The organism is Helicobacter turcicus, from assembly GCF_019711685.1.
GTDB classification, from domain to species: Bacteria; Campylobacterota; Campylobacteria; order Campylobacterales; family Helicobacteraceae; genus Helicobacter_D; species Helicobacter_D turcicus.
In genome coordinates this window covers 171,644-197,628 of sequence record NZ_JAIGYQ010000002.1, presented here as the reverse complement: position 1 = coordinate 197,628, position 25,985 = coordinate 171,644, and the positions used below count along the sequence as shown (strand labels likewise).

Sequence of the window (25,985 nt, the reverse complement as noted above, 5' to 3'; positions counted from 1 at the left end):
TTCTTGCAAGATTTTAAAGGTGTGAAAATTACACAAATTAGAGATGTAATTGAAGTAAAAAAGCAAAGCTTTGACGCGCAATGGCTTGGACGAAGCCTTGCCTATACACCCTATCAACCCCGCCCTCTAGATTTAAAACGTAAAGAATCCCTAAACTCTATTTACACACTTTCTAACTCAAACAATGAAGATTTTTTATTTCGCGCAAAAGAACTTGAAAAAGATGCTAGAGCCTTTATTGTGGAATCTCTAGAACTTGCGACATACCTTAGACGTTATGTGCGCACACCACTTATTTATGATTTTTTAATTTTAGATTCCTATCAACTCTTGGAAGCTCTTGTCTATGGAATCGATAGTGTAATACTCTACCCAAAATACTTAGGACAAAAAGAGTTAAAAGCCCTTAGTGATTACACGTTAAAGCTAGGGTTAGAACGTGTGTTCCACATAGAATCCAAAGAGGATTTAACCAAGGCAATTTTTGCAAAAGCAGACATTCTAAATCTCAATGAAAACTTCTCTCTTGTTCCGCTAATCCCTAAGCAAAAAATCCTTATTTCAACTTTGCAAAACACTCTAAAGGATTCTGTTAATTCACACATTAGCGCACTTGATGCATACATTATCTAAAAAAGCAAATTTTTAAGCACTAATTTAGAATCTTTTAGTTAGAAACTACATTTCATTTTAACTTCGGAGCTATTTATGTCATTAATGATTAATGAAGAGTGCATTGCATGCGATGCTTGTCGCGAAGAGTGTCCAAATGAGGCAATTGAAGAGGGAGACCCTTATTACATCATAGATCCTGAACGTTGCACAGAGTGTTTTGGATTTTACGATGAACCCGCCTGTCTCTCCGTATGTCCTGTGGATGCAATCATTCCAGATCCTGATAATGTAGAAACGCTTGAAGAGTTGAAATTCAAGCATTCACAGATACACCAAGAAGACTAAAAGCACATAAAAAATGGCGAAAATCACTGCCATTATAGACATTGGCTCAAACTCTGCGCGGATGGCGATTTTTGAAAAGACAAGCCATTTAGGATTCCATTTGCTTTATGAAGCCAAAAGTAAGGTTAGGATTTCAGAATCCACTTATGCGCATAATGGCTACTTACAGCCTATCCCAATGGAACGTGCTATTTGCGCACTAAAAGACTTCTTAAGAATTGCAAAAATCCATAAAGCGCGTAAAATTATATGCGTGGCAACTTCAGCTGTACGTGATGCTCCTAATAAAGCAGATTTTCTTAGACTAGCACGCAAAATCGGTTTAAATATCAAAGTTATTACCGGTGAGCAAGAAGCCTATTTTGGAGCACTAAGCGCACTAAATCTTCTACCTTATACAAGTGGAATTACTATTGATATAGGCGGTGGAAGCACTGAATGCGCACTCATTGAAAACCACAAAATTATTGACAAAATCTCACTAGATATTGGCACTATCCGACTAAAAGAACTCTTTTTTGATAAAGGCGACTTAAAAGGTGCAAAAGACTTCGTTCAAAACGCGCTTCTCAAACTCCCAAATCACTTTAAACACGAGCGCATTTTTGGAATAGGTGGCACAGCAAGAGCACTTAGTAAAAGTATCCAAAAGCGCATTGAATACCCCCTTGACACTCTCCATGCCTTTGAATACGACTTTTTCAGCCATGCAGAATTTTTCCGTGCAATCTACTCTGCAAAACCAAGTGAGCTTCCAAAACTAGGCATAAAAGAGGATCGCATTGATTCGATCCAAGGTGGAGCACTAATCTTCCATTTAAGTTTATTGCATTTTGAAGCACAAAGTATCATAACAAGCGGAGTTGGCGTAAGAGAAGGTGTGTTTTTAAATGACTTATTGCGCAATGAAAATGGACATTTTCCACCAAATTTTAACCCCAGTGTGCGCAACTTAAAAGATAGATTCCAAAAAAACACTTCCCAATCCAATGTACAAAAACTCCTAGCAATGCGTCTTTTTAATACCCAAGAAAATCTAGCTCTTATTCCGCAAGTCTATAAAAAACACCTAAGCATTAGTGCTGAACTTTGCAATATAGGAATCGCATTAAATTTCTACGAAAAAAGTAGTCATAGTGATTACATCTTATTAAATGCCCTAAGCTATGGACTAACACACCAAGAACGCCTACTTATTGCTACACTTGTGCGCTATGCATCAAAAAAGATTCCAGAATCCTTGCCTTATTTAGAACTCCTTCCAAGCTTACAAATCCTAAAAACTCTAAGCTTTTTTGTAGGCTTAAGTGAGATTCTAAGCCAAAATGAAAACCCTAGCAATTTCCACTTTATCCTATTTAGTAGTCTAAATGGTTACACGTTACAAATCACACACCCAAATATTTCCTATCTCGTGCAAGAAAGACTAAAAAAACTTCCTCTACCAAGTCCATTTTCACAGCTTGCACTCACAAGCTCTAAGGGGCAGTAATGCCTCAAACGCTTAACCTAGCGATCGTGCGCCTAAGTGCTATGGGCGATATTATCCACACAGCTAGTATTTTACCAAGTTTGTTTGATGCCTTAAAAGAACGTTATACGCTCCATCTTAATTGGATTATAGACTCCACATTTAGTGCAATTATGGAGGATTCTCCATATATTAATAGGCTAATCCCATTGCCTCTAAAAGAAGCAATAAAAACAAAAGATTTAAAAACTTTACTTGCAATGCACAAAGCCTTAAAAACAGAATCCTTTGATATTGTACTTGATATGCAAGGCTTGTTAAAATCTGCACTTATTGCTAAAACCTTAAATGCACAATCTATTTTTGGATTCCAAAGTCCTAAGGAATCCCTAGCAAAGCTTTTTTATACTAAAAGCATTGCAATCCCCTATTCTAGCCACATTCTCTTACGCAATGCCACTCTAGCCTTTGGTACTTTTGGTTTGCCAATTCCTAGTCTTGAGACTCTAAAATCTCCAAAAGATTTTTTAGGCTTTAAGTCTGCTCAATTTCCTTTCATTTCAAGCATCAAAAATAAAAAGATTCTTTGTGTGCTTGAAACTTCAAAACCTAACAAAACTTATCCCTTAGAAAAGTTTTTAGAACTCACAAAATTGCTAAATGCTAAAGGCTACACACCTATTTTTCTCTCCCAAAAACCAATTACGATTCCACAAAATGCACAATTTTACCACATACACAGCCTAGATTTAGCAAAAATCAAAAGCTTAGTTGCACAAATGGACTTAGTCATCGGTGGAGACACTGGAATCACGCATCTTGCTTGGGCGTTAAAACGCCCTTCTATCACGCTTTTTGGATCAACTCCAAGAGAACGTTTTAACCTAGACACCCCACAAAACCTCTCCCTAAGTGCTAACACAAATAATGATAAAAATAATTTCAACATTGCAACCCTTGATCCAAGCGCGATTTTTGAGCTTACACAATCACTTTTAGAAAAATCACTCTCAAAAACGTTTTCAAGGAATAATTTATGAAGCATTTACGCTTTAAAAAATTCTTTCTTTTTAGTTCTCTTAAAATGCTTGGGCTTAGCTTTTTGTATATGCCCCATTTCTTGCGCTTAAATCTTGCTAGGGCAATTGCCTACATCTTATACATTTTAGATTCCAAACGCAAATTTGATTTACTAAATAATCTAAACTTTGCCTATAATAACACACTAAATAAACTCCAAAAACAAGAGATTCTAAAAACAAATTATCTCAATTTGGTCTATAATAGCATACTTTTTTTTATGCTTTCTGTCAGCAGCAAAAAGAAGGTTTTAGACACCATTAGCTTTGATCAACCCAAGATTATAGCTGACCTTTTAGAAAAAGGCGAAAAAATCGTCTTTGTTACTGCGCATTTTGGTAATTGGGAATACACAACTCCAGCTTTTACTTGCACTTTTAACCACCCGATAACCGCAGTCGCCAGAATGACGCCTAGTGCGTTAGTAAATGCCTACCTTACATATGTGCGTGAGCGTTTTGATGTTGCGATTTTAGACAAAAAAGGTTCGGCTACTAGTCTAGTGCGCGCACTTAAAAAATGTGGTGTTGTTGGAATCGTAACTGACCAAAACACAGCTAAAGATGAAGGATTGCTTGTAAAATTCTTCGGCAAAAATGTCCGTCACACGCCAATTGCTTCTTTGCTTGCTTTAAAATATGATGCAAAAATCGTGCATTGCATTGCAGAATATTCCAAAGATTACCGCAAAATCCATATAAAAGTCCTACCACCCCTAGAGTTTCAAAAAACACAAGATTTAAAAGCAGATATCCAAGCCCTAACACAACTTCAAAGCAATATTTTAGAAAAAATTATCCGTGAAAATCCAAAAGAATGGCTATGGTTTCACAAAAAATTTAAAAACCAATATCCAGAAATCTATACGCATTAAAAACTATGAAAGTCTTAATCATTATATTAAACAAAATTGGAGATGTGCTACTAACTAGCCCCTTATTTCCTAATCTCAAAGCACATTTTGGAGAAAATTGCCAGATTGATATGCTTGTAAATGCAGGCACAGAAGGATTACTAGACACTACGTTACTAGGAACTATATATTTACTAAAACGTCCTAAAGGAATTTTTGTTGGATTAAAGTCCGATATTGCCTTGCTTTTTACCCTAAGGGAACAAAAATATGATATTGTATTAGGGCTTACAGGTGGGGAGCGCGCCGCATTTGCAGCTTTTTTTACAGGTGCTAAAGTACGTGTTGGAATCACTCCACATAGTTTTTGGACAAAACATATCTACACACATAAAATCTCTCACAAACCACAACACATCATAGAATCTAATCTTGATGCCCTACGCTTACTCCAGATTCCTATTCTTAGCAAATGCGTGTGCGTTAAAGTCGCTAAAGATTCCAAAGCTTTTAAAAATCTACCAAAAGAATTTGTGCATTGTCATTTTTTTAGTGATTGGCTATTTAAATGCCTAGAAGATTCCTTTTGTGCGCAAATTGTAGATTTTATCGCACAAACTTATCAAATCCCTTGCGTATTAACCGCCGCACCTAATGCTAATGAAATGCAAAAAATTCAAACCATACAAATCTTAACACAAAGCAATCCTATCATTTTTGCCGGTAATCTCTCTTTAGAAGAAGTTGCTTTACTAAACACAAAGGCTAAGGCATTCATTGGTGTAGATACCTCTATAATGCACCTAAGTGCTGCAAATGGAATCCCAACTTTTGCCTTTTTTGGACCAAGTTTTGCACAACTCTGGCATCCTTGGGATAATACGTTACAAGATTCCATTTTTAAAAACCAAAAAGGTGGAATCCAAATAGGAAAACATCGCATTTACCAAGAAAAAATGCCATGTGTGCCTTGTGGCAATGCAGGTTGTAATAACACTCAAAAAAGCGATTGTCTCTTAAAGCTTGATACAAAAAAAGCTCTCAATGCACTCCATGAGTTTTTATCCCCCTTGCTAAAGGATTCTAAAACGTAATCACAGAATTTTCGCTAAACAGCGCATTAAGTGTGCTCTGCATATTTCCCACACTCCCAACCTTTAACACATCAAGAACATTAAAATACCCCAAACAAGTCTGACAAGAATAAATTGCAACGCCCTTTGCTTCTAAACGTTTTAATGCCTCTACGCCCTCACTATCATTAGTGGCTAATAATACAGAACGATTCAACAAATATATTGCCTTTGGCAAGGATTCCATTGTTAAGAGCGTCCCTAGAAAATTCAGCATAAGCTTTCTTCCAAGCTCACCACTCTCTCCAATCACATCACTTTTTAATAATAAAATTTTTCCCATCATATCTCCTTTAAAATTGATAACACCGCTTCAAGCCTACCCTTCTCCCTTGCACTCTCTAAGAAGCTCCGAAAACGTTTTGGTATCTTAAGCTTACGATATTTTTCTTTAAATTCTTTTGGAATTGCAACTAAATGAACTTTAAAAGGAGCAACAAAGATTCTACCTTCTGACTTCTCCACACTCACTTTATGTTGCAGCACCACTGAAAAACTATTACTCTTAAGCATCTTTTCTAGTATTTCTCTTTGTGCGCGAGAAAGAAGAATTCCACAATGCTTACACGCCCTATCTATTTGCTCTACACCTCCCTCCCTAAAGATACAAAAAGGCTCTAAGGATGGGATTCTAAATAACTCCACATCTACAATTTCACTCCCAAGCTTCTCTAAACTAAAAGCAATTCCATTTTTGAAGTGCGTAAGCAAGGGGTTACTAAAATTCTTTCTAAAAGTATTGCGTAAAAATTTGGAATCTAAATTACTAAAATCCTCAAAATAAAAGATTTTTTCACTTTCTAAATACTTCAAAATCTCCATACGAGTGCTTTTAATCAATGGTCTGACCACCAAATAATCCAAAATCCCTTGTCTCTTATAACATCCTTGCATTTTTAATAAACTTGAACCCTTGCAAAACTGCATTAAAAACCACTCAAAAGCGTCATTTAATTGATGAGCAAGAATTAGATTTTGGTAACCCTGTGTGCTAATAATTTCTTCAAAAAACACATAACGTGCCTTGCGCGCCCTATGTTCAAAATCTGCAAAAATCGGTTCTGAATGCCCAATAAAACAACGTTTCTTATCCCAAAAACAAAGTGCTTTAGCGCGATTAACTTCTAAGCTAGATTGCTTACGCACACCATAATCTACAATCGCCACATCAAACATAATTCCATGTTGTTGCAACAAAAAATACAATGCTGTGGAATCCACACCTCCAGAAAAACCTAAAAGATTCCTCCTCCCCTTTAAAATCTCTAAAAATTCAAGTCTAAGCATATCCAATCACGCAACCAATCACATTTTCTCCCACCACTTCTGTAATCTTAACTCTATAATACCCAGCTTTTAATTCTTCATTAAGCTCTGTATCATTAATCAAAATCTCCCCATCAATACTAGGGGCAAAGCGCACATCACGCGCACTATAAAAATACTCCGATTCCTGTGATTTTCCTTCAATAATCGCCACAATCTCCCTGCCAACAAGTGCTCTTAAATCTGCCTTATACTGCTTTGTAAAAATTGCATCCATCTCCTTTAAACGTGCATTAATAATCTTTTGTGGAATCTGCTCCATTGTCGCACTCTTTGTCCCCTCTTCTTTAGAAAAAGCAAAAAGATTCATTCTATCAAATGAAAACTCTTTAATAAACTCACAAAGTTCAATAAAATCCTGTTCGCTCTCTCCAGGATGTCCTATAATAAAACTTGTGCGCACAAAACTATTAGAAGCCATTCGCATTCTATCTAGCAAATCTCTAAACTCTCCACTGCGTCCCATTATCTTTAATACATTTTTACTTATATGCTGTAAAGGCATATCAAAATAATTCACAAACACTTTAGAATCACAAATTGCTTGAATTAGCTTCTTTGAGGTAGTAGAGGGATAAAGATATAAAATCCTAGCACTTCTAAGCTCTAACCCATTCTCCACGAGCGCATCAATCCTTTTAATAAGTTCCACAAGCCCATTTTTGACACCTAAATCACGCATATATGAGCTAGAATCTTGTGCAATAAAGCTAAAATCCCTAAAACCTCTTTTAACTAAATTTTGCACTTCTTTTAGTGTGGATTCTAAAGTGCGTGAATGCAACTTGCCCTTAAAAGAGGGAATCGCACAGAAGCTACACTTTTGATTGCAACCTTCTGATAACTTAATATAAGCATGGATATTTGAGCCACTAATCACACGTTTATTATTCTCATCTGCCAAAAACACGCCCTTACGACTTTGACAAATCTCCTCACCTTTTTTGCGTCTTTGAATCATCGCATCAATCTTATCATAATCCCCAACTCCTGTGATAATGTCAATCTCTGGAATTTCTTGCTTTAACTCCTTTGCATAACGTTCACTCAAACATCCACTTGCTACCAAAATTGCCCCATTTTTTTTGGATTCTAATGCATGCAGAAGTGTTTGAATGCTCTCTTGCTTTGCTGCTTCAATAAAACCACAAGTATTAACAATCACAACATCAGCTTCACTCACATCTTGCGTATTTTCATAAGAGCTTAGACACCCTAACATTACTTCACTATCCACTAAATTTTTCGTGCAACCCAAAGAAATTAAATGCAGTTTTTTGCTCAAAAAAGATTCCTTATTTTATAATGTTTGTAGGCGCTTTAATGCAGCCTTTACCATTGCGCCTACCTCATCATTTTCTAGTCCTTTTGTAGCCTTTGCAATCACATCATTTTTATATCCTAAGGACTCTAAGGCTAAGATAACTTGGTGCAAATTAGAATCCTCTGATGAGCTCACGCTCTTCTCTTGCATAAGCTCTAGCGACCAACCAGAGAGTTCTACTAAAATTCTACCTGCACTTTTTGGACCAATTCCGGGCACACGTTGCATGGATTTTATATCATTATTTTCCACCACTTTAGCAAAAGTTTGGGGTGTATAAGTAGAGAGGATTGCCATAGCCACTTTTGGACCCACTCCATTAATTTTAATAAGACGCTCAAATAAACTTTTTTCTAGCAACTCCACAAATCCAAAAAGCATTTGCGCATCTTCACGAATAATTTGCGTAATGTGTAGAGTTAGTTTCTCACCCACATTTTGTTTGATTTGGTTAGAAGATTGAATAGAAATAAACACTCCATACACAACCCCAGCACACTTTAGCCCAATATGCGTAGGCTCTTTACTAAAAATCTCCCCTTCCATTGCAATAATCATCATTTTTCCTTTATAACACTAACTCAATTTTATCGTCTTTATAAATCACTTTTGAAGGCTCTCCAGGCTTTGGAATGCACAAAAAATCTCGACTTGGTGCATAAAAAGTATAATGCACTTCATTATAGCCCACCCAGCCACTATCCACACTAATAGTTGCATCTTTTGTTTGCACATCTAGCCTTGCAATATCCTCACGCGCACTTTTAAACGTTCCACTTAGTTGATTAATCTTTTCTCTTTTTTCACGCAATGCTACAACACGCGCATGGTATGCTTCAAACTTTTCTAACAAATAGCTTGGTGGCTTGGTTTTGGTATTTTTATACTGCATTAGCACTTTACGCACTTCATCGGCTGTGTCTTTTAGTTTTGAGAGTTCCAAACTCTCAACCTTTAACTCTTTTGTTAAGCGGATCGCCTCTTTAATGCAATTGTTTTTTTGTGCTAAAAGTGCATTATACCGCTCTTTATTACTTGGGCTATAATCTGCTGCTAAGAAAAATTTATTCTCTCCTTTTTTCATATGGACAATGTGAATACTTTTTGTAGCATATAAAAAGGCATTAGAATGCAGAGTGTGAATAACAATCTCTTCAGCATAAATCTTGCCTCCATACATTTTACTAATTTCTACACGTTTTCCTTCAACAATTCCAGCTTCTAGCATATCAATTTGGACATTTTCACCCTTAATATACCCCTTATGTGTTGCTACTGCTACATTATCTGCATAGATTTTTGAGCTTTGATGTGTTAGCCCACCAATATGCACTTTTTTAGAATGCACAATCGCATCAGAGCCGACATTTCCCTCAATATTAACCTCTCCTGCTTGAATTTCCATTCCTTGCCCTAAGGCTTCTTTCATCGCATCTGCTTCTGTAATATTAATAACTGCTCCACTATCAATTGCGCCAATTAGAGAGCCTGTGGTCTTAAAGGAAACTTCTTGTGTCTCAAGCGTATCTTCTATACTTAGCACATCATCATTATAATCTAAAAGTCCTCCAATAGCACTTCTATACTCTATCTTAGTGGGATAATCCACAAGAGTAATACTTACAGAATCGTATCTCAAAGGGCTTGTTTGTTTCTCTTGCTTTGGTGCTTGTGGGATAATATAATCTCCTCTAATATTACGTCCGGGCTTTCCTTGTAATGGCTTTTGAAACTCACAAATCACCTCATTTGCTAAGACGGTTTGAAATTGTGCAGTAATATCTTTTTTAAAACTTAACTTTGCTTCTGTGCTAACAACTAAATTTACCCCACGTATTAATAGATAGCGCGTTTCTTCTTTAAGCGGATATGATAATGTATTCAAAAAATCTAATAATGCTTTCTTTTCACTCTTTTCATCAAAACATAGAATCTTATTCCATACTTTTTCTTTTTTAATTCGCGCATAAAGATTCTCAAAATTTCCTTCTTTAAAAGTAAAGCCAGAATGAAAATACAAAAAAGCTTCGCTAAAACTCTTATCTGTGCTTAAATGAAACTGCGTCTCCTTACGCTCCTTTTCTTTAATCAGAATACAATAACGTTGGGAAATCACTAAATTTGGCTCTAGCATATTATCGCGATTTTGTAAAAACTTATCAACGACGTCTTGTTGAATTTGTTCTAATTCATAATCATAAAGATTTTTTTTATAAGTCGTTATTGCTTGAAGCTCAAAATCAAAGGAATCTGCATCGCGATTATACTGCGAGGCGACTTGCTTAATAGCAAATTTAATGTCTTCACATTCATTAATATAATAAGGTCGAAATACACGCGAACCTTTTTTTAACATATCTCTAAAACCTTTTATGTAAAAATAAGCGTTCAATTTTAGCCAAATGTTGCTATAAGTTTAATTTAAATTTTTTGATTTTCACCCAAAAAAGAGATATACAATGTTTTTAAGAGGCTTTTTTACCAACTCTAGCGGAATCCTAACTTCTAGAATTCTAGGTTTTTTCCGTGATTTCCTAACAGCAAATACCCTTGGAGCTGGAATTTATAGTGATATGTTTTTTGTTGCTTTTAAACTCCCAAATCTCTTTCGCCGTGTTTTTGGTGAGGGTGCATTTAATCAATCCTTTCTGCCCGGATTTTTCAAAGCGCGCTTCCGTGGCGGTTTTGCACTTAAAATTGGGCTTATCTTTTGTGTAATTTTACTCCTTCTTTCTCTTATTGTTACACTCTTTAGTATGCCTATAACTAAACTTCTAGCTTTTGGATTCTCTGATGAGCTTATCACACTTACTGCACCTTTAGTTGCCATTAACTTTTGGTATTTGCTTTTAGTCTTTATTGTTACATTTCTTGGAGCAATGCTTCAATACAAGCGTAATTTTACTGCTTGGGCATATTCTCCTGCCCTTTTGAATCTTGCAATGATTATAGCTTTATTGTTAGTCCAAAACAGCAATGCGTATGATGCGGTATTAATCCTTAGTTATGCCGTTCTTGCAGGAGGAATTGCTCAGATTGCTTTGCATTTTATCCCGATATATCGTTTAGGGTTTTTGAAGCTTCTTCTTTGCGGCTTTAGAGAATTAAAAGATTCCGCAAACTCTCTCCATAAACAAAACAGAAAATCTAGTATTAATACTAGTGTGAAGGACTTTTTTAAGCAGTTTTTTCCTGCAATGCTTGGAAGCTCCACTGCGCAAATTGCTTCTTTTATTGACACACTTTTAGCTTCTTTTTTAGCTAGTGGCTCTATCTCCTATCTTTACTATGCAAACCGCCTTTTTCAGTTACCTTTAGCCATTTTTGCGATCGCCACTTCCACTGCCCTCTTCCCCCTAGTTGCAAAATACATTAAGGAATCTAAAGAAAATGAAGCAATTAAAACACTCACAAAGTCTTTTTGGCTGCTTTTAATCTTGCTTAGTATCTGCACACTAGGTGGAATCTTGCTTAGAAATGAAATTATTTGGTTGCTCTTTGAACGTGGAAAATTTATGCGCACAGATACGCTAATTTGCTCAAGTGTATTTGGAGCATATCTTATTGGATTGCTACCCTTTGGACTTGCGAAGATTTTTTCTTTATGGCTTTACTCTAAAGGACAGCAAATATTAGCAGCAAAAATCTCGGCAATCTCTCTGGCTATTGGCACACTATTTTCTCTTATTCTTATGCAATTTTTTGGTGCTATGGGACTTGCTCTTGCCGGGAGCATTAGTGGTTTTATAGTATTTTTTTTAACACTGCATCACTTTGGATGGCAAACGTTTTTTCAAATCCTATGGAATCCAAAATTCATTTTAATCACTTGCGGAATTTTAGTTTTGGAATCCCTCATAATTTTAGCCTTTAAACAATATATTTTTAGCCTTTAAAATTTATTCTTAACTTTCAAACTCTGCGCCATTAAAGAATTCTACAATGGCTTCACGCATTAACATAGGTTCAGAAATTACATTAACCTTACTTCTAAATTCGCTTGCACCCTTTAATCCTTTAGAGTAAGCATGTAAATTTTTACGAAACATAATTGCTCCATAATCCCCCCTAAAATCAATGGTACGTTCAAAATGTTCCAACGTCACACGTCCCCTTAGCTCCACACTCTCTTCTATAAACCCCTCTTTAATCTGTGCAAAAATCCAAGGTTTTTCTACCGCTGCTCTCCCAATCATTACTCCATCTGCTCCTGTTAGCTCTAGCACTTCTTGACTTTTTTTGGCACTATTAATCTCACCATTTGCAATAAGTGGAACTTTAAGATTGCACTTCATCAAAGCAATAGAATCATAATCAATACGTTCCTTTTTGTATCCATCTGCCCTTGTCCTTCCATGCACCACAACATAATCAACGGGTGCGTCATTTAAGGCTTTTGCAATTTCTAAAGGAATCTTTTGGTCAAATCCTAAACGCACTTTTACACTTAAATAGGGAATTTCACTCACTTCTCTAATGAGTTTTAAAATTTCAACTAGTTTATTTAAATCCTTTAAAAGCGAACTTCCACTGCCATGACTTGAAACTTTTGGAGCTGGACAACCGCAGTTAAAATCTAAAATAGTAATGTTATCTTTTTGCGTATTTAAAAACTCTACTGCTTGCCTAATAATCCCAAAATCATTACCTGCAATTTGTAAGGCAAAAGGTGTTTCAAGAGGAGATTTTTCTACCATTTTGAGTGTTTTTTTATTTTTAAATGCTAAGGCATGCACACTAATCATTTCACTCACTGTAATATCTGCACCAAACTTCTTTGCCACTTCACGCAAAGGTAAATCACTGTATCCTGCCAAGGGTGCTAACATTAATGTATTTTTTTTAATGACCGATTCCAAAATTAACCTTTACTTATTGAATAAAATTAGCGAAATATTAACAAAGTCTTGGTAAAATGCAACCACCTTAAGAGTATAAAAGGTGTCTCTCTCCCTGATTTTAACAAAATTTTGATGGAGAAGCATTATGGCAAATAAATGGAATTTCTAAAGCAAAAAGCATAGAGTAGGAATGCGGACAAATCACTCTAACTATTACTTTTAGTGATGAGTAGATTCTTTATCTTAACAAAAAGCTAACAATAGTCCATTAAAATTCTCCTACTAAATTGATAAAGGAATAAAAATGAATGGTATTTATAGGCTTAAATGTATTTACAAAGGACATTTAAAGGATATTTGTAGAAGTGGGCTCTCTGCAAGAAAAATTTTGCATACACACAAAATTGAATGCAAAAAAACAGCATACTAGGAATTTTTATGGGTCTTATAAAGATAACCTTATGTATTGCTATATTAGCAGTTTCAAGTCTAGCAAGTAGTTTCAAACTTCAAGGCACAATTGCACAAACAAACTCTGCAGATAAAACAATTGTAGTAGATTCCATTTATGGAGATAGTGTCGTGGTCAAGGTTTTGCCTAACACAGAAATTGATATGGATAATTGTGGTGTATTTGGGATAGACAAATACGGAACTTTTAAAGATTTAACTCCGGGGACTTTTGTGGAAATTAAATTATATTTTCAAGATTTCAACAATGGCAAAGCAAATCCAATTGCGAGAGAAATTGAAATAGAATGCTATAAAAATAGAGCATACTAAGCTTTATATAAAAATACAATTCCGGTTTCTGCAAGATCTTTATATGCTTCTAGACTAGAGATTGGAATCCTTTTTTGCCTTTTAAAAAAAAAGTAAATTTTAGTGCCAAAACTTTGAATTATTTTTAGGTTTTTTAAAAGTTTTGTAGATATTTCTTGTGGTTCTAACCTTGCGATTTTAGATCCCCTATTCAAATCTAAATGCACAAGCACCAAAGCTTCTACGCGTTTATTTTCTCTTAATGTTTTTAATGTAAATTCCACTGCCTCTTTACAATGCTCTTTCACTCCAAAAACACTAAAATCTCCATATAAAAATTGAAGAATACTAAAAGATTCCAGCTCTGTTTTTTTTCCAAAAATTACGCTCATCCAAATACTTCAAGCATTAATTATCTTCCCAACTTCAGCAAACTCTAACTTCTCATTTGTCAAAAGTGCACTTTTAATGGAATCCAAAATTGAACGATAATTTTTAAAAAATCCATAACGTTCATTTTTACAATTCTCTAAAATTTTTAAGACATCTTCTTCGCGCCCTAAAAGATACTCGCCCATCCCATAGGATTCTGCCATTTTACGCGCAATCACCTTCGCCTTATCCAAATCCACTTTTGCATGTGAGTAGCGTTCCTCAAAAAGCAACTCCAAAGCTGCAATTCCAGATAAATGAATTTTAATTTGACTCTCCATTTCATTTTGACTTAAAAACTCTTTATCAGCATACTTTAGCCCATCACTCATTAAAGTCGCTTTTTCAAAAGGTATTTCTAAAGCATACGCACTAAAAGCTTTTGCTGCTTGATAATATGCTAAAATCTCGCGCTCTTTATCGCTAAAACTTAGCTTCTTGCGCACTCCTAGCATAACTTTATCACGTACATTTAAAATATCCTCTTTGGTAATAACTTCTGAACCTCTCTTAATTGCGCATAAAGCAGCTTCGTTAATGAGTGAAGCAAGCGCAGCACCACTAAAGCCTACGCAAAGCTTAGAAACCTCCTCATAGTCAAAATCACAACGTTTATCGCGTGTATGCACCTTTAAAATTTTGATACGTTCTTCTAAATTTGGCAATTCCACAAAAATTCTTCTATCAAATCTCCCACTGCGCAATAATGCTTCATCAAGAGATTCCATATTATTTGTCGCACCAATAACAATTACACCAAAACTATCTTCAAAACCATCCATTTCCGTTAAGAGCTGATTGAGCGTTGCTTCTCTTTCATCATTGCGCATTCCACCCCTCGCTTTACCCACTGCGTCAATCTCATCAATAAAAATAATTGATGGGGCACTAAGTTTTGCCCTTGTAAATAAATCATGCACTCTTTTTGCACCCATTCCTACATAAATTTGCACAAAACTTGCTCCACTTTGGTAAAAAAATGGCACATTTGCTTCTCCAGCAAGCGCCTTTGCAATGAGTGTTTTTCCAACACCTGGGGCACCAACTAGCAAAACTCCCTTTGGTAATTTCACACCAAATTCTTGGTATTTTTTAGGAAATTTTAGATAATCAATAATCTCTTCAAGCTCATTTTTTGCTTCATTAATACCTGCGACATCCGCAAAAGTCACATTTGAGGTTATAGGCTTAATATGATGCAGTGCAAAAGCATCACTTGCTAGGGATTTTGCGACATTTGAAGTGTTAGATACGGAATCCTCTTTTAGCTTTGGTTTATTTTGTGCAACTTTACTCTGCTTAAAGGCAAGAACAAACAAAAGTATAATAAACACCACACCAAAAATTACAATAACCTCAATTGTATTGCGCCACAAACTCCACTCTTCTTTAATTTCTAAAGGAACTTTTTGCCCAAAAGCTTGTAAATCTACACTTTCCTTAGCAACCTTATAATGTTGTTTCCCTAGCGTAAAATACAAATATTCTCCTTTAATTGTAGCAATTTCTGGCAAGTTTTCTTTTATTAAACTTTGCAATTTTGTTGCGCTAATTAGCTGTGTATCTTGTTTTAAAACCATCGCACTAAATAGAATCACAGCTAAGATAATCGCTAGGATTCCAATATACAAAGCTTTAAATTTCTGCATAATTCTTATCCATTCTTGGGTTAAAATTTTCTATCTTTATCCAACTATCTTTTAAAATAGGTTGTTTAGAGAAGATTTGCACTTTATTATAATATTCATCAAAGCCTTGTGCAATAGACATAGAATCTTGCAATGTTACATTTTCAACTAGCACATTTAAAGGCATTTTTCTAGCGCACAATGCTTCTCTAAACTTCAAATTATTCGCCCTCACTCTTGTTTCAAGTTGATTTTTTCTTTCTCTTGCAACATTTCCATTAATTCTATCTTTAAGAAGGGCAGATGGTGTATTATCCCTTGGAGAATAAATAAAACTATGCAAATGCGTCAAAGGGAGTTGTGAAAAATTTTCAAATGCTTCCTTCCATATTTCCTCACTCTCGCCGGGGTGTCCAACAATAAAATCACTACCTAATGCAAAACCCTTATTACGTAGTGCATTAAATAGCTTTAAATCTTTTTCAAAAGTATTATAGCGATTCATTATTTTTAGCATTTTTGAAGAAGTGTGTTGCAAGGCAATATGTAAATGCCGCTCAATCTTTTCATTCTCTAGCACTTCCAAAAATTTTTCATCAATTTGCGAAGGCTCTAAGCTACCAATTCTTAGACGCTTTAAAGAGGAGATTGCGCACAAAGATTCCACAAGAGTAGCAATATTTAAACCAAAATCCTTACCCCAACTCCCCATATTTGTCCCTGTAATAATAAACTCGCTAAATCCTTTTTGTATTAAATTTTGCACTTGCTTTAGAATCTTATCTTGCGAAAAGCTTCTAGCCTTACCGCGTACACTAGGGATAATACAATACGAGCATACAAAATCGCAACCTTCTTGGATTTTAATAAATGCGCGACTTTTACCTACAAAATCGCTTAAAATCTCTTGTTCTAGTGCTTCTAAATTGTCTTTTAAATAAAACTTGGATTCCTGTTTTAAAAGCGCATTAATCCTCTCTTTATGCGAGTGTCCAAACACACCACTAACAAGCCCTTTCTCTAAAAGTGTTTGCCCCTGTGTTTGCACTCCACAGCCCGTAAAATATACTCTTTTCCCTTCATTTTGCAAACGATTAATATAATTTCTAACCCCACTATCTGCACCATTTGTAACTGTGCAGGAATTCACAACCACAATATCACTATCCTCTTCATAAGGCGTTTGTATAAAGTCTTTTAGCGCATTAATCATAACTTGCGTATCAAACAGATTTGTCCGACACCCAAAAGTCTTAAAATACACTTTTTGTTTCAACGTCACAATCCCTAGCTAAAATTTGTAGGAGGAATAACACCATCGCCTACACGTGCCGTTTTAAACGCCTCTTTATGCTCCTTTTTGCGCTTACCCTCATACACTGTTGTGCTAGGATATGCAATTTGAATACTTGGCTCTTGTAAAATTTCATTAATAATCTCGGCACTTATACTACTACGCAAAGCTAAAGTCGCATAAGCATTTGTAAGATACCATACAGAGATTCTAATCCCATTTTGTTCTAGTAGACTAAACACCCGTGGTTCTACATTTGTATTGCGCAAAGTAAATCTATCACGCAATTTTGCAAACTGCTTACGTGTGCTTTCTGTGTAGCCTTTTGCATATTTTCTGGCACATTCTCTTGCGATATGGCAAGCCCTTGCGTGATCGGAATCAAAAGTAATGGTAAAATCAATCCCATCCCACACCGTTTTCATTCCGCCATGCGTATAATTAGAAAACATTACGGTGAAGATAAAGTTATTTGGCACAAAAATAATTCTCCCAGCACGACGATTTTGTGCATAAGTTGTTAACGTAATATCCTCATAAAGCGTAATTCTAAGCACAGAAATATCTAGCACATCACCCACATACACTGCCCCATCTTTAATCACTTTGATCCTATCCCCTGCATGCACAGAACCTCCAACAACAATAACAATCCAGCCAAGCACAGACATAAACAAATCTTTCATAGCAATTGCTAAACCAGCCGATGCAAACCCTAGCACAGTAACAAGATAGCCCACATTATCAAGGTAAGAGAAAAGCAAAGTAATCACAATAAGCGTAATATTCAAAAAATTGATAATCTTATTTGTCGTGTAAATGCGCTCATTATCATGAATATACTTACGCACTCCAAGTTTTAGAAAAAAAGCAATTCCAATAAGAACCAAAATTGTAATACCAATATAAATCCCCTTAAAAAACTGCGCCTTGACCTGCCCCATTAGGCGCACTTTGTTCTCCTGTGTCTCCTTGCTAAAAATTTCTAAAGTCGTATTAAAAACCTCTTTTGTGGTCTCTAAAACAGTTAATGCATTTAAATTTTCCGCATAAGCCTTTGCAATCTCTTCTGCATTAGCAAAAAGGCAGTAATTTGAGCGACACACATTGAGCAATTCACTTTTGTTAGGTTCAGCTTGATAGATTTGTAACAAGCCCTTAAGCGCAGAATCTTTTTGGTTTAGCCATTTAAGATTACTCTGCAAACTCTTATAATTGGTATTTAGATTCTTTAACTCTTCATCGGCTTTTTGAATATAGGAATATGCACGCACAATTAACAGTGGATTAGTAACATTTGGCATTTCCTCTAATTTTTTTGCTTCTGTTAGCTCCCTAAAGGGCAAATCCTTGTAAATATCTAGCACTTTTTTTTGTTGTTGTAGTGCTGTTAGATTCCGCTTTAAGACACTTAGCTCATCTTCAACTGCAAGAGTTTTTGGCTTTTTTTCTAGTTGTGTGATTGCCTCTTGTGTATGCGCTAGATTCGCTAAAACTTGCTGATAAGATTGGTAGTTTGAGTAACGTTTCATCCATGCATTATTAGTATCCTCTAAAAAGCGGTTAGCATTGGTAATTTCTAATTCTAGAGATTTTATTGTTTTGATGTCCTCAACAATCGCACCGAATGCGACACTACATACAAAAAGAAAAACAAAAATTACAAAACGCATTAAGCAAACTCACTTAAAATATCAAGCACTAGTGCTTTTGGAATATCATCTTTAAAACACACTCCACCAATGCCCTGTGGTAGAACAAATTTAATGCGAGAATTAAGGCTTTTTTTATCTAAAAAAAAGCTTTCATAAAAAGATTCTACATTTTTAATTGCATAACTTGTTGGAATCCCAAATTTTTCTAGTAGTGCTTTTATGGCATCAAACTCTACTTGATTGATTAGACCAAGCGCAAGTGCAAGGGTATTTGCCATCACCATTCCCATTCCAACTGCTTCTCCGTGTAAATATTTGCCATACCCGCTTTGGAGTTCTATACTATGCCCAAAGGTATGCCCATAATTTAGTGCCGCTCTAATCCCCTGTTCTTTTTCATCTTCTCTAACAACTTGAGCTTTAATACTCACAGCCTTTTGAATCACTGCTAAAAGCGCGCACTCATCACCAATATTAAGATTTTCTAATACCTTAAAAAACTCCCTATCAAAACATACAGCCATTTTTATAATTTCTGCAAATCCAGCACTTAGTTCTCTTTGTGGAAGAGTGCGTAAAAATTGTGAGTTAATATACACAGCTTTTGGTTGGTAAAAAAGTCCAACAAGATTCTTACCAAAAGCATTATTAATTCCTGTTTTCCCTCCAACACTAGAATCTACTTGCGCTAAGAGTGTTGTTGGAATCTGAATAAAGTCAATCCCTCGCATAAAGATTCCAGCAGCAAAACCCACCATATCCCCAATCACGCCCCCTCCAAAGGCAATCATTAAGGACTTTCTATCCAAGTGGTGATTAAATGCTGTTTCCAAAATACTCTCCACACTTTTAAAATTCTTATAAACCTCACCATCTGGAATGATATGACAATACACCTCTCTTGCTTGAACTCGCCCTAAAAGTGTTTGCAAATGCAACCCAGCAATTTTTGGATTTGTAACAATTAACACTTTTTTATCTAATATGAGTTTAGGTAAATCTCCAAAATAAATTTGATAGCTACTCTCTTCACCTTTTAAAGAAATATCAAGAGAATCCACATAAGTTTTTGAGAGATTATCTAAATCTGCTTCTAAGCTCTTATTCACGCAATTTGCCTTTTCTTGAAATTTTTCTATATAATATGAAGTTTATTCCTATTTTAACATTTTTTTGTTTTATCTATCCTTATTATTTATGGCATTTTTAAGGAGAAGCTATGTTAAAAGCGTGGGTTTTTCTCATACTTGCGATTATATGTGAAGTCTTTGGTGTTTCTGTTATGAATTACTCACAAGTTGGAAATGAAATCTTTATGTATGGCTTTATGTTTGCAATGATTGGTGTGGCATATTATTTTATGTCTATCTCTATCCGCACAATTAGTGTGGGAGTTGCTTACGCAATTTGGGAGATTGTTGGGCTTAGCCTTATTACAATTATTGCTATTTTCATCTTTGGAACTTCACTAAAAGCGCAAGAATACATTGGTCTAGCACTCGCTATTCTTGGAATTACTCTTGTAAATTTAGGAGAAGACCATAGACATGGCAAAAAGCAAAAGACGGAGGAGAAACTGGGATAGAAAATGTTTAACATCTACTTGCTTTATGTTGTTTTGGCTGCAATTTTAGACATTATTGCAAATCTAGCACTTAATAAATCTGATGGATTTAGAAATTTTAAATGGGGATTACTAGCAATTTTATTGGTATGGCTTGCATTTTATCTACTGACTTTAAGTCTAGAAGGAATGAAACTAGCAATAGCTTACACACTTTGGGGAAGCATTGGAATCTTAGGAACAACAATAGGTGGCTGGTATTTTTTCAAACAAAGATTAAAACCCATTGGCTACATTGGAATCCTTATTATCATCATTGCAGTTATTACACTAAAAACAGCATGACCGCAATCCTTTTTATTTATTTTTCTAAAAATTATTCTTATTATTTTTTTACAATAAAATAGTAACTTAAACTACAAAAGGAAAGTATTTTTATTGACAGGTTTGCCCCTTGTTTTTTCTATAATTCTCTGCTTTTTATTTTTGGAGGTTAATATGAGTTTTATGGATGCAGTAAATAATGGTTATAGCAAGATGTTTGGTATAATGGGAAGGTTAGCAGAAGTGAATATGGTGGTTTAGGATTGCTTGGATTTACTTATTTTGGATTTGTTTTTATATTTATATTCTCGTTATTCTTTGATTTAATACATGAGCTTTAAGTTCTCTAATAGTTAGACTACTAAACGATAATTGCATTATATTGCTTTGTCTTTCTCTTAGTATTAGTGATGAAGCTAATTATAATACTTCTTTTAGGGAATAAAATTATTTAAATTGTTGGAATTTTTACAAAAAGTTTTTTAGTGACTACTTTTGCAAGAAGGTAATTGGTAGAATAGCAAATGCCATTCTATTTATGGCGACTATAAACACTACTCTAAAAAACAGAACAATTTAATTACGATTTTCTACAATGGTATGTGGATTTGCATATCCATTTACGATTCAAAAGACATCTATAAATACAATCACTTGCCCAAACAAAAATCACTAAACATCACATCTAGCATTTGAGAATACTCATAGGGTTTGGTAATGGACGCAATTGCGCTTAATGCTTCATTTAAATGAAAGCTAAAGAGTTCTAATTCACCATTTTCAAGAGGTTCAAGTGAGTTTTTTAGCGCATTAATACAATTTTGCACCGCTTGGAATTGATATTCAGAAACTAGCAAAAGCGATTCTATATTTTCATTTGCATCTAAAAGTGTTTCAAGCTTAGCTTTAAATTGCTCAAGCAAGGAATCCTCACTATATAAATCTCCTTTCAAACTTAATAGCAAAGGATTAAACTCTTCTAAAAGCTTGGAATCTAACTGCATCGTTAAGTCTGTTTTATTAATTAAAACTAAAATCTTTTTTTGTAGCTTGTAAGTTTTTAAAAGCTCTATAATTTGTAAATCTTCTTTGCTTAAAGGGCACGAGCTATCAAAAATAGCAAGAAGTAAATCGCTCTCATTTGCTCTCTCAAGACTTCTTTTAATCCCCTCATTTTCAACTACATCTTCACTATCTCTAATCCCAGCAGTATCAATAAGACGCAATAAATGCCCACCTAGCAAAAAATTTTCCTCAATGCTATCACGCGTTGTGCCTGCAATCTCACTTACAATGGCGCGATTATTGCGCAAGAGCGCATTAAGAAGAGAGCTTTTCCCAACATTTGGTTTGCCAATAATACAAAGTTTATAACCCTCAAAGAGCATTCTTTTATTTTGAGATTGTTCCAAAAGCGCATTGAGTTTTTTTAAAACTACTTGCAATTTTTGTTCCAAATGTTCTAGAAAATCCTTTGGCAACTCTTCATCTGCATAATCAATAAACACTTCGCTATGCGCTAACAAGCCAATAAGAGTTGAGCGCAAATCTTCACAAAAATCGTGCATTTCTCCTTTTAAGTGGCGCATTAGCATTTGATGTGCATTAGCATTTTGAGAATCAATAAGTTTCGCGACTGCTTGCGCTTGAGATAAATCAATGCGACCTCCTAAAAATGCACGCTTTGTAAATTCTCCGGGATTTGCAAGTCTTGCACCAAACTTTAAACACTCTTGTAAAACATTTTGTGCAATAAAGCTCCCGCCATGACATTGAAACTCAATTACATCTTCTGTGGTATAACTATTTGGAGCCTTAAAATATAACACTATACATTCATCCAAAAGCGCACCATTTTCAAAATAAATCTTAGTAAGCTTTGCAATGCGCGGTTTAATAAAATTTTCAATATCCTTAAAGTCAAATTTGGCGAGTTTTGAAGCAATAAATAACGCATTTTTGCCACTTAAACGTAAAACATTTAAAGAAGAACGTCCATAGGTTGTAGCAGAAGCAACAATTGTATCGTTATCTAACATCTTTTAGGAATGGTAAAAAGCGTTAATAATAATATAGCGCTCCCCTTCACTATTTATACGAAAAGAAACATATTTATCTGGAAATTGCTCTCTTAGTTGCTTTAAAGCAATATGCGCTAACACACCATCTAAAGGCTTCGTTTGCGCCTTACCGGTTAATTTTACGCTCTCAATAGTTGGTAAGAGATAATTAGCAATCATTTCTTCTTGATTGCGCAAAAATTCGGCAATCTCAAGACGAATCATTAAACCATAAATATGATTTACCCAATTAAATATTAAATATGAAATTGCCTTATAGCGATAACCTTCTTTTCCAATTAAGAGCGCAGAATCCTCCCCGTCAATTTTCACATACAATGTATTTTCATCATAAGGTTCAACAATAACACTATCAAGCTTGTAAGGCAACATTGCTAAAAGCTCATCAAGCTCTTTTTGCACGACTTTTGAAATTTCTTGCAATTCCTTTTGTGTAAATGCAGGTTTTTTGCCCTTTTTATCATATTCTTTTTGCATCTCTCTTTTAGATTCTATTGCCTGCTCACAATTTATAGAATCTTTTTTTAAAGTTTTAACAAAATCATAATTCTGAGGACTTTCAGGCATTTTAGATTCCGCATTCTTAACTTGTGCGCAAATCACAGCTTGTTTTCTACCAAGCCCCAAAAATCCTTTAGATGGATTTTGAATAATCTCATAGTCCAAATCCACCACAGAACAATTAAATGTCTTTGCAGCAACTATTAACGCATCTTCTAAAGTCTGAGCTTCTATCTTTTTCATTATCATACTTTATGTTTATGTTCGGCAATTTCTTTAGCTTTTTTGCGCTCTAAAGATTTATTAATTAAAAGTTGCTGCAAGATTGAGAATATATTATTTACAAACCAGTAAAGCACAAGTCCTGAAGGAAATGTGACAAAGAAAATCGTAAAAATTAAAGGCAAAAATTTAAAAATTTTCTCTTGCATGGGATCACTAAATGCTGTTGGTGTCAAATGCTGTTGAAGATACATTGTTGCACCCATTAAAATTGGCAACACGTAATAAGGATCCATTACGGATAAATCTGTAATCCACAATAGCCAATCCGCACCTTTTAGCTCAATAGCATTAAACAAAACACGATAAATTGCAAAGAACACAGGGATTTGTAAGAGTAAGGGCAAACATCCACCCATCGGATTTGCACCATGTTTTTTATATAAATCCATCATATGCACTTGTAGTTTTTGTGGCTCACCTTTATATTTTTGTTGCAATTCTTTCATTTTTGGAGCAAGGTCTTTTAACTTTTGCATTGACACCATTCCCTTGTAAGTCAAAGGATATAACACGATTCTAACAATAAGCGTGAGTAAAATAATAGCCCAACCCCAATTTCCACAAAAATCATAAAGCTTCTCTAGCAACAAAAATAATGGTTTTGCAAAAAATGTAATTACGCCATATTCCACAATGTCAGTTAGAATAGGGTTAATAGATTCTAACAAGCGGTAATTCTTTGGACCAATATAGCCCTCTAGTGCTAACTCACCATTTCCACTAATAAAGGGCATTGGGTCTTCATCAGCATTGCTTAAAATCGTTGCACTTAACCCCTTTTCATTAAATAATAGTGTCGCATAGTAACGATCTACTGCTGCTAAAATCTTAGCGTTAGAGAAATTCTCCTGCCCTTGTGCATCTCCATCTTCAATAGTAGTAATCGTATTATCTACTTTTTTGACAATCACGCCTTTAAAGACAAATTTATCATTTTCCACGCTTGGACGCATTCCTGGAGAAACAAAATAAACATGGTTTTGTGGAATTTTAATGGTCGCTTTGTAATAGCCATTAGGATAGAAAGTTAGAATCTTTTGCACCCTAAAACCATTTAGCTCTTGAGTAAGCGTTAAGCTTTGTGGAGTGTCAGCAAGTTTTAAATGACTAACACTTGCGATATAAGAAGAATTTAGCGCCTGATTATTTAACACAGGATCAGAAAACCTAATTTCTAAAATCTTTGGATTGTTTTGGTTTGCTACACTATCTAGAAATAGAGAAAGGGGTGCGGAATTCTTACGATATTTTTCCTCTTTTAGTTCCACTGCCATAATTCTACCTAACTTGTCAATTTTATAAGTAAAACTTTCTGCTTCAATAGTTGCAATCACTGCAGAATCTTTTACTACGCTAGTATTTGCGAGTGTTGCTGTATTAGTTGGTGTAGTCAAATCTTGTGTATTCGGTGTGCTTGGAACATTTTGTGTAACTTGAGCAGATTCCATTTTTGTTGCATTATTTTCGGCAAGACTAGGTTGGTAAAAATAACTATAAGGCACGAAAAATATGAGGGCTAAGACCACTGCAATCATAATTCTAGTTTGAGAACTTAATTGGTCAATTTTGTTAAACACGAGAAACCTTTGAATAGTTTTTAATGATTTGAAACATTTGGGGTTTAATTTTCAAAAAAGTGCTATTTGGAATATTATAAGAAAGACAATTTAACGTATTGCTAGGGATTAACCAGTATTCCACTAAACAGGGTTTAAAAACATTAACTTGTAAGGATAAAAAAGCACTAGGATAAACAATGCCTCCTTTAAAAAATTGATTGCAAGTTAGAATTCTACTTAGTGTTTTTAAAGTCGCAATCAAAGGATTTTGGAATAAATATGTCTGCTTAGCATATTCTGAACAACTAGGATAATAGCGACAATTCGCTCCTAGCAACGGAGAGATATAGCACTGATAACTCTCAATTGCAAAAAGACAAGCTATTTTTATCATATTTCTTCTTCTTAAACTAAATCAAGCCGTATCAATGCGTATTTGTAGCTGTTTTGCAAGGTTTTATATACGACTTTATCTAACCCATCTTTTGCTAATAAAACCATATCTCCACCTCTTAAATCTAGCATAGACTCTCGATAAATAGCACGTAACCTACGTTTAATACGGTTACGACGTACTGCGTTACCCACTCTTTTTGACACAGAAAATCCAACTCTTCTTTGTCGTGCATCTTCTCTAAAAAATAGGATAAAATGAGAATTATGCCATCGCTTTTGACTCTTATAAACACGATCGAAATCTTGTTTTGTATTCAGTGTTACCAAGACATAATCCCAAACCTAGACTGCTAGTCTTTTTCTACCTTTTGCGCGTCTAGCGTTGATTATCTTACGACCATTTTTAGTCTGCATTCTTACTCTAAAACCATGTGTGCGCTTACGCGGTGTATTATGCGGTTGATATGTTCTTTTCATTTTTGTTTTAAACCTCTTTTAAAAATAGACGCCGATTCT

At 35.0% G+C, this 25,985-nt stretch carries 28 protein-coding genes; 11 read left to right on the top strand and 17 right to left on the bottom strand.

The genetic code is table 11. From position 1 onward, the window contains the following. Positions 1 to 3 precede the first annotated feature (3 nt). The 6 genes from K4G57_RS02585 to K4G57_RS02560 all read left to right on the top strand — a co-directional run bounded on the left by K4G57_RS02585 (position 4) and on the right by K4G57_RS02560 (position 5,458). Positions 4 to 633 carry a beta/alpha barrel domain-containing protein gene (locus K4G57_RS02585; protein WP_221531465.1) on the top strand — a complete coding sequence of 210 codons (630 nt, stop codon included), beginning with the start codon at positions 4 to 6 and terminating at the stop codon, positions 631 to 633. 75 nt (positions 634 to 708) lie between these two features. Further along, positions 709 to 960, top strand: a complete 252-nt coding sequence (locus K4G57_RS02580; RefSeq protein ID WP_221531466.1) for a YfhL family 4Fe-4S dicluster ferredoxin — start codon at positions 709 to 711, stop codon at positions 958 to 960. Positions 961 to 973: 13 nt separating this feature from the next. Beyond that, complete coding sequence (locus K4G57_RS02575) at positions 974 to 2,452, top strand: Ppx/GppA phosphatase family protein (protein ID WP_221531467.1); 1,479 nt, start codon at positions 974 to 976, stop codon at positions 2,450 to 2,452. Then, complete coding sequence (waaC, locus tag K4G57_RS02570) at positions 2,452 to 3,471, top strand: lipopolysaccharide heptosyltransferase I (RefSeq protein WP_221531468.1); 1,020 nt, start codon at positions 2,452 to 2,454, stop codon at positions 3,469 to 3,471. Before K4G57_RS02575 ends, waaC begins: the two co-directional genes overlap by 1 nt. Further along, on the top strand, positions 3,468 to 4,385 hold the full coding sequence (locus K4G57_RS02565) for a lipid A biosynthesis lauroyl acyltransferase (RefSeq protein ID WP_221531469.1): 918 nt from the start codon (positions 3,468 to 3,470) through the stop codon (positions 4,383 to 4,385). Before waaC ends, K4G57_RS02565 begins: the two co-directional genes overlap by 4 nt. 44 nt (positions 4,386 to 4,429) lie before the next feature. Continuing rightward, complete coding sequence (locus K4G57_RS02560; RefSeq protein WP_346727924.1) at positions 4,430 to 5,458, top strand: glycosyltransferase family 9 protein; 1,029 nt, start codon at positions 4,430 to 4,432, stop codon at positions 5,456 to 5,458. Here the strand turns inward: K4G57_RS02560 and yedF are convergent. The 5 genes from yedF to K4G57_RS02535 are packed head-to-tail and all read right to left on the bottom strand — an operon-like array spanning position 5,448 to position 10,503. Continuing rightward, positions 5,448 to 5,780, bottom strand: a complete 333-nt coding sequence (gene yedF, locus K4G57_RS02555; protein WP_236033151.1) for a sulfurtransferase-like selenium metabolism protein YedF — start codon at positions 5,778 to 5,780, stop codon at positions 5,448 to 5,450. The genes K4G57_RS02560 and yedF overlap by 11 nt on opposite strands. Beyond that, positions 5,780 to 6,784 carry a tRNA lysidine(34) synthetase TilS gene (gene tilS, locus K4G57_RS02550; protein ID WP_221531472.1) on the bottom strand — a complete coding sequence of 335 codons (1,005 nt, stop codon included), beginning with the start codon at positions 6,782 to 6,784 and terminating at the stop codon, positions 5,780 to 5,782. Before tilS ends, yedF begins: the two co-directional genes overlap by 1 nt. After that, positions 6,777 to 8,108, bottom strand: coding sequence for a 30S ribosomal protein S12 methylthiotransferase RimO (gene rimO / locus K4G57_RS02545; protein ID WP_221531473.1), 1,332 nt, complete (start codon positions 8,106 to 8,108; stop codon positions 6,777 to 6,779). The genes tilS and rimO overlap by 8 nt, the downstream gene beginning before the upstream one ends. A 15-nt stretch (positions 8,109 to 8,123) precedes the next feature. Further along, the gene (gene ruvA, locus K4G57_RS02540) at positions 8,124 to 8,705 is read right to left on the bottom strand and encodes a Holliday junction branch migration protein RuvA (RefSeq protein WP_221531474.1); all 582 of its coding nucleotides are present in this window, start codon (positions 8,703 to 8,705) and stop codon (positions 8,124 to 8,126) included. A 10-nt stretch (positions 8,706 to 8,715) separates the two neighbouring features. Beyond that, positions 8,716 to 10,503: a FapA family protein gene (locus K4G57_RS02535; protein ID WP_221531475.1), complete on the bottom strand. Its 1,788-nt coding sequence runs from the start codon at positions 10,501 to 10,503 to the stop codon at positions 8,716 to 8,718. A gap of 103 nt (positions 10,504 to 10,606) precedes the next feature. Between K4G57_RS02535 and murJ the strand changes: the two genes are divergently transcribed. Further along, positions 10,607 to 12,043 (top strand): murein biosynthesis integral membrane protein MurJ, encoded by a 1,437-nt coding sequence (gene murJ, locus K4G57_RS02530; protein WP_221531476.1) that lies wholly within the window; start codon positions 10,607 to 10,609, stop codon positions 12,041 to 12,043. 9 nt (positions 12,044 to 12,052) lie between these two features. On the opposite strand, the gene K4G57_RS02525 is transcribed toward murJ, so the two are convergent. Then, positions 12,053 to 12,976: a tRNA dihydrouridine synthase gene (locus K4G57_RS02525; protein WP_221531646.1), complete on the bottom strand. Its 924-nt coding sequence runs from the start codon at positions 12,974 to 12,976 to the stop codon at positions 12,053 to 12,055. A gap of 316 nt (positions 12,977 to 13,292) precedes the next feature. On the opposite strand from K4G57_RS02525, the gene K4G57_RS09205 reads away from it, so the two are divergent. Continuing rightward, entirely contained in the window at positions 13,293 to 13,418 is a 126-nt protein-coding gene (locus tag K4G57_RS09205; RefSeq protein WP_283249665.1) for a hypothetical protein, read from the top strand. A gap of 8 nt (positions 13,419 to 13,426) precedes the next feature. Beyond that, positions 13,427 to 13,771, top strand: a complete 345-nt coding sequence (locus K4G57_RS02520) for a hypothetical protein (RefSeq protein WP_221531477.1) — start codon at positions 13,427 to 13,429, stop codon at positions 13,769 to 13,771. Here the strand turns inward: K4G57_RS02520 and K4G57_RS02515 are convergent. The 5 genes from K4G57_RS02515 to aroB are packed head-to-tail and all read right to left on the bottom strand — an operon-like array spanning position 13,768 to position 19,820. Then, on the bottom strand, positions 13,768 to 14,142 hold the full coding sequence (locus tag K4G57_RS02515) for a hypothetical protein (protein ID WP_221531478.1): 375 nt from the start codon (positions 14,140 to 14,142) through the stop codon (positions 13,768 to 13,770). The genes K4G57_RS02520 and K4G57_RS02515 overlap by 4 nt on opposite strands. A 9-nt stretch (positions 14,143 to 14,151) precedes the next feature. Beyond that, positions 14,152 to 15,831: an AAA family ATPase gene (locus tag K4G57_RS02510; RefSeq protein ID WP_221531479.1), complete on the bottom strand. Its 1,680-nt coding sequence runs from the start codon at positions 15,829 to 15,831 to the stop codon at positions 14,152 to 14,154. After that, positions 15,818 to 17,092 carry a tRNA (N(6)-L-threonylcarbamoyladenosine(37)-C(2))-methylthiotransferase MtaB gene (mtaB, locus tag K4G57_RS02505; protein WP_221531480.1) on the bottom strand — a complete coding sequence of 425 codons (1,275 nt, stop codon included), beginning with the start codon at positions 17,090 to 17,092 and terminating at the stop codon, positions 15,818 to 15,820. The genes K4G57_RS02510 and mtaB overlap by 14 nt, the downstream gene beginning before the upstream one ends. Before the next feature lie 5 nt (positions 17,093 to 17,097). Continuing rightward, positions 17,098 to 18,777: a mechanosensitive ion channel domain-containing protein gene (locus K4G57_RS02500; protein ID WP_221531481.1), complete on the bottom strand. Its 1,680-nt coding sequence runs from the start codon at positions 18,775 to 18,777 to the stop codon at positions 17,098 to 17,100. Beyond that, positions 18,777 to 19,820, bottom strand: coding sequence for a 3-dehydroquinate synthase (aroB, locus tag K4G57_RS02495; RefSeq protein WP_221531647.1), 1,044 nt, complete (start codon positions 19,818 to 19,820; stop codon positions 18,777 to 18,779). The genes K4G57_RS02500 and aroB overlap by 1 nt, the downstream gene beginning before the upstream one ends. Positions 19,821 to 19,978: 158 nt before the next feature. On the opposite strand from aroB, the gene K4G57_RS02490 reads away from it, so the two are divergent. Both K4G57_RS02490 and K4G57_RS02485 read left to right on the top strand, forming a co-directional pair. Beyond that, on the top strand, positions 19,979 to 20,344 hold the full coding sequence (locus tag K4G57_RS02490) for a DMT family transporter (RefSeq protein ID WP_221531482.1): 366 nt from the start codon (positions 19,979 to 19,981) through the stop codon (positions 20,342 to 20,344). 3 nt (positions 20,345 to 20,347) lie between these two features. Continuing rightward, the gene (locus K4G57_RS02485) at positions 20,348 to 20,668 is read left to right on the top strand and encodes a DMT family transporter (protein WP_221531483.1); all 321 of its coding nucleotides are present in this window, start codon (positions 20,348 to 20,350) and stop codon (positions 20,666 to 20,668) included. 629 nt (positions 20,669 to 21,297) lie between these two features. On the opposite strand, the gene mnmE is transcribed toward K4G57_RS02485, so the two are convergent. Genes mnmE through rpmH form a run of 6 tightly spaced genes read right to left on the bottom strand, consistent with a single transcriptional unit; the run spans position 21,298 to position 25,946 of the window. Next, positions 21,298 to 22,686, bottom strand: coding sequence for a tRNA uridine-5-carboxymethylaminomethyl(34) synthesis GTPase MnmE (gene mnmE / locus K4G57_RS02480; RefSeq protein ID WP_221531484.1), 1,389 nt, complete (start codon positions 22,684 to 22,686; stop codon positions 21,298 to 21,300). Positions 22,687 to 22,689: 3 nt separating this feature from the next. Next, positions 22,690 to 23,472 carry a Jag N-terminal domain-containing protein gene (locus K4G57_RS02475; protein WP_221531485.1) on the bottom strand — a complete coding sequence of 261 codons (783 nt, stop codon included), beginning with the start codon at positions 23,470 to 23,472 and terminating at the stop codon, positions 22,690 to 22,692. A 2-nt stretch (positions 23,473 to 23,474) separates the two neighbouring features. After that, a complete protein-coding gene (gene yidC / locus K4G57_RS02470) occupies positions 23,475 to 25,091 on the bottom strand; it encodes a membrane protein insertase YidC (protein ID WP_221531486.1) in 1,617 nt (538 codons plus the stop codon). After that, positions 25,084 to 25,467, bottom strand: a complete 384-nt coding sequence (yidD, locus tag K4G57_RS02465; protein ID WP_221531487.1) for a membrane protein insertion efficiency factor YidD — start codon at positions 25,465 to 25,467, stop codon at positions 25,084 to 25,086. The genes yidC and yidD overlap by 8 nt, the downstream gene beginning before the upstream one ends. 11 nt (positions 25,468 to 25,478) lie before the next feature. Further along, complete coding sequence (gene rnpA / locus K4G57_RS02460) at positions 25,479 to 25,796, bottom strand: ribonuclease P protein component (protein WP_221531488.1); 318 nt, start codon at positions 25,794 to 25,796, stop codon at positions 25,479 to 25,481. Positions 25,797 to 25,811: 15 nt separating this feature from the next. After that, the gene (gene rpmH / locus K4G57_RS02455) at positions 25,812 to 25,946 is read right to left on the bottom strand and encodes a 50S ribosomal protein L34 (protein WP_221531489.1); all 135 of its coding nucleotides are present in this window, start codon (positions 25,944 to 25,946) and stop codon (positions 25,812 to 25,814) included. Positions 25,947 to 25,985 lie beyond the last annotated feature (39 nt).

Excerpts from the sequence above, each read along its gene's own strand:
- K4G57_RS02580 (WP_221531466.1), top strand. The coding sequence starts at position 709 with ATGTCATTAATGATTAATGAAGAGTGCATTGCATGCGATGCTTGTCGC.
- mnmE (WP_221531484.1), bottom strand. The coding sequence starts at position 22,686 with ATGTTAGATAACGATACAATTGTTGCTTCTGCTACAACCTATGGACGT.
- K4G57_RS02575 (WP_221531467.1), top strand. The coding sequence starts at position 974 with ATGGCGAAAATCACTGCCATTATAGACATTGGCTCAAACTCTGCGCGG.
- K4G57_RS02510 (WP_221531479.1), bottom strand. The coding sequence starts at position 15,831 with ATGCAGAAATTTAAAGCTTTGTATATTGGAATCCTAGCGATTATCTTA.
- ruvA (WP_221531474.1), bottom strand. The coding sequence starts at position 8,705 with ATGATTATTGCAATGGAAGGGGAGATTTTTAGTAAAGAGCCTACGCAT.
- murJ (WP_221531476.1), top strand. The coding sequence starts at position 10,607 with ATGTTTTTAAGAGGCTTTTTTACCAACTCTAGCGGAATCCTAACTTCT.
- K4G57_RS02565 (WP_221531469.1), top strand. The coding sequence starts at position 3,468 with ATGAAGCATTTACGCTTTAAAAAATTCTTTCTTTTTAGTTCTCTTAAA.
- waaC (WP_221531468.1), top strand. The coding sequence starts at position 2,452 with ATGCCTCAAACGCTTAACCTAGCGATCGTGCGCCTAAGTGCTATGGGC.
- K4G57_RS02500 (WP_221531481.1), bottom strand. The coding sequence starts at position 18,777 with ATGCGTTTTGTAATTTTTGTTTTTCTTTTTGTATGTAGTGTCGCATTC.
- rpmH (WP_221531489.1), bottom strand. The coding sequence starts at position 25,946 with ATGAAAAGAACATATCAACCGCATAATACACCGCGTAAGCGCACACAT.
- K4G57_RS02535 (WP_221531475.1), bottom strand. The coding sequence starts at position 10,503 with ATGTTAAAAAAAGGTTCGCGTGTATTTCGACCTTATTATATTAATGAA.
- K4G57_RS02515 (WP_221531478.1), bottom strand. The coding sequence starts at position 14,142 with ATGAGCGTAATTTTTGGAAAAAAAACAGAGCTGGAATCTTTTAGTATT.
- K4G57_RS02525 (WP_221531646.1), bottom strand. The coding sequence starts at position 12,976 with ATGTTAGCACCCTTGGCAGGATACAGTGATTTACCTTTGCGTGAAGTG.
- K4G57_RS02490 (WP_221531482.1), top strand. The coding sequence starts at position 19,979 with ATGTTAAAAGCGTGGGTTTTTCTCATACTTGCGATTATATGTGAAGTC.
- yidD (WP_221531487.1), bottom strand. The coding sequence starts at position 25,467 with ATGATAAAAATAGCTTGTCTTTTTGCAATTGAGAGTTATCAGTGCTAT.
- K4G57_RS02485 (WP_221531483.1), top strand. The coding sequence starts at position 20,348 with ATGTTTAACATCTACTTGCTTTATGTTGTTTTGGCTGCAATTTTAGAC.
- yedF (WP_236033151.1), bottom strand. The coding sequence starts at position 5,780 with ATGGGAAAAATTTTATTATTAAAAAGTGATGTGATTGGAGAGAGTGGT.
- tilS (WP_221531472.1), bottom strand. The coding sequence starts at position 6,784 with ATGCTTAGACTTGAATTTTTAGAGATTTTAAAGGGGAGGAGGAATCTT.
- K4G57_RS02520 (WP_221531477.1), top strand. The coding sequence starts at position 13,427 with ATGGGTCTTATAAAGATAACCTTATGTATTGCTATATTAGCAGTTTCA.
- K4G57_RS09205 (WP_283249665.1), top strand. The coding sequence starts at position 13,293 with ATGAATGGTATTTATAGGCTTAAATGTATTTACAAAGGACATTTAAAG.
- K4G57_RS02475 (WP_221531485.1), bottom strand. The coding sequence starts at position 23,472 with ATGAAAAAGATAGAAGCTCAGACTTTAGAAGATGCGTTAATAGTTGCT.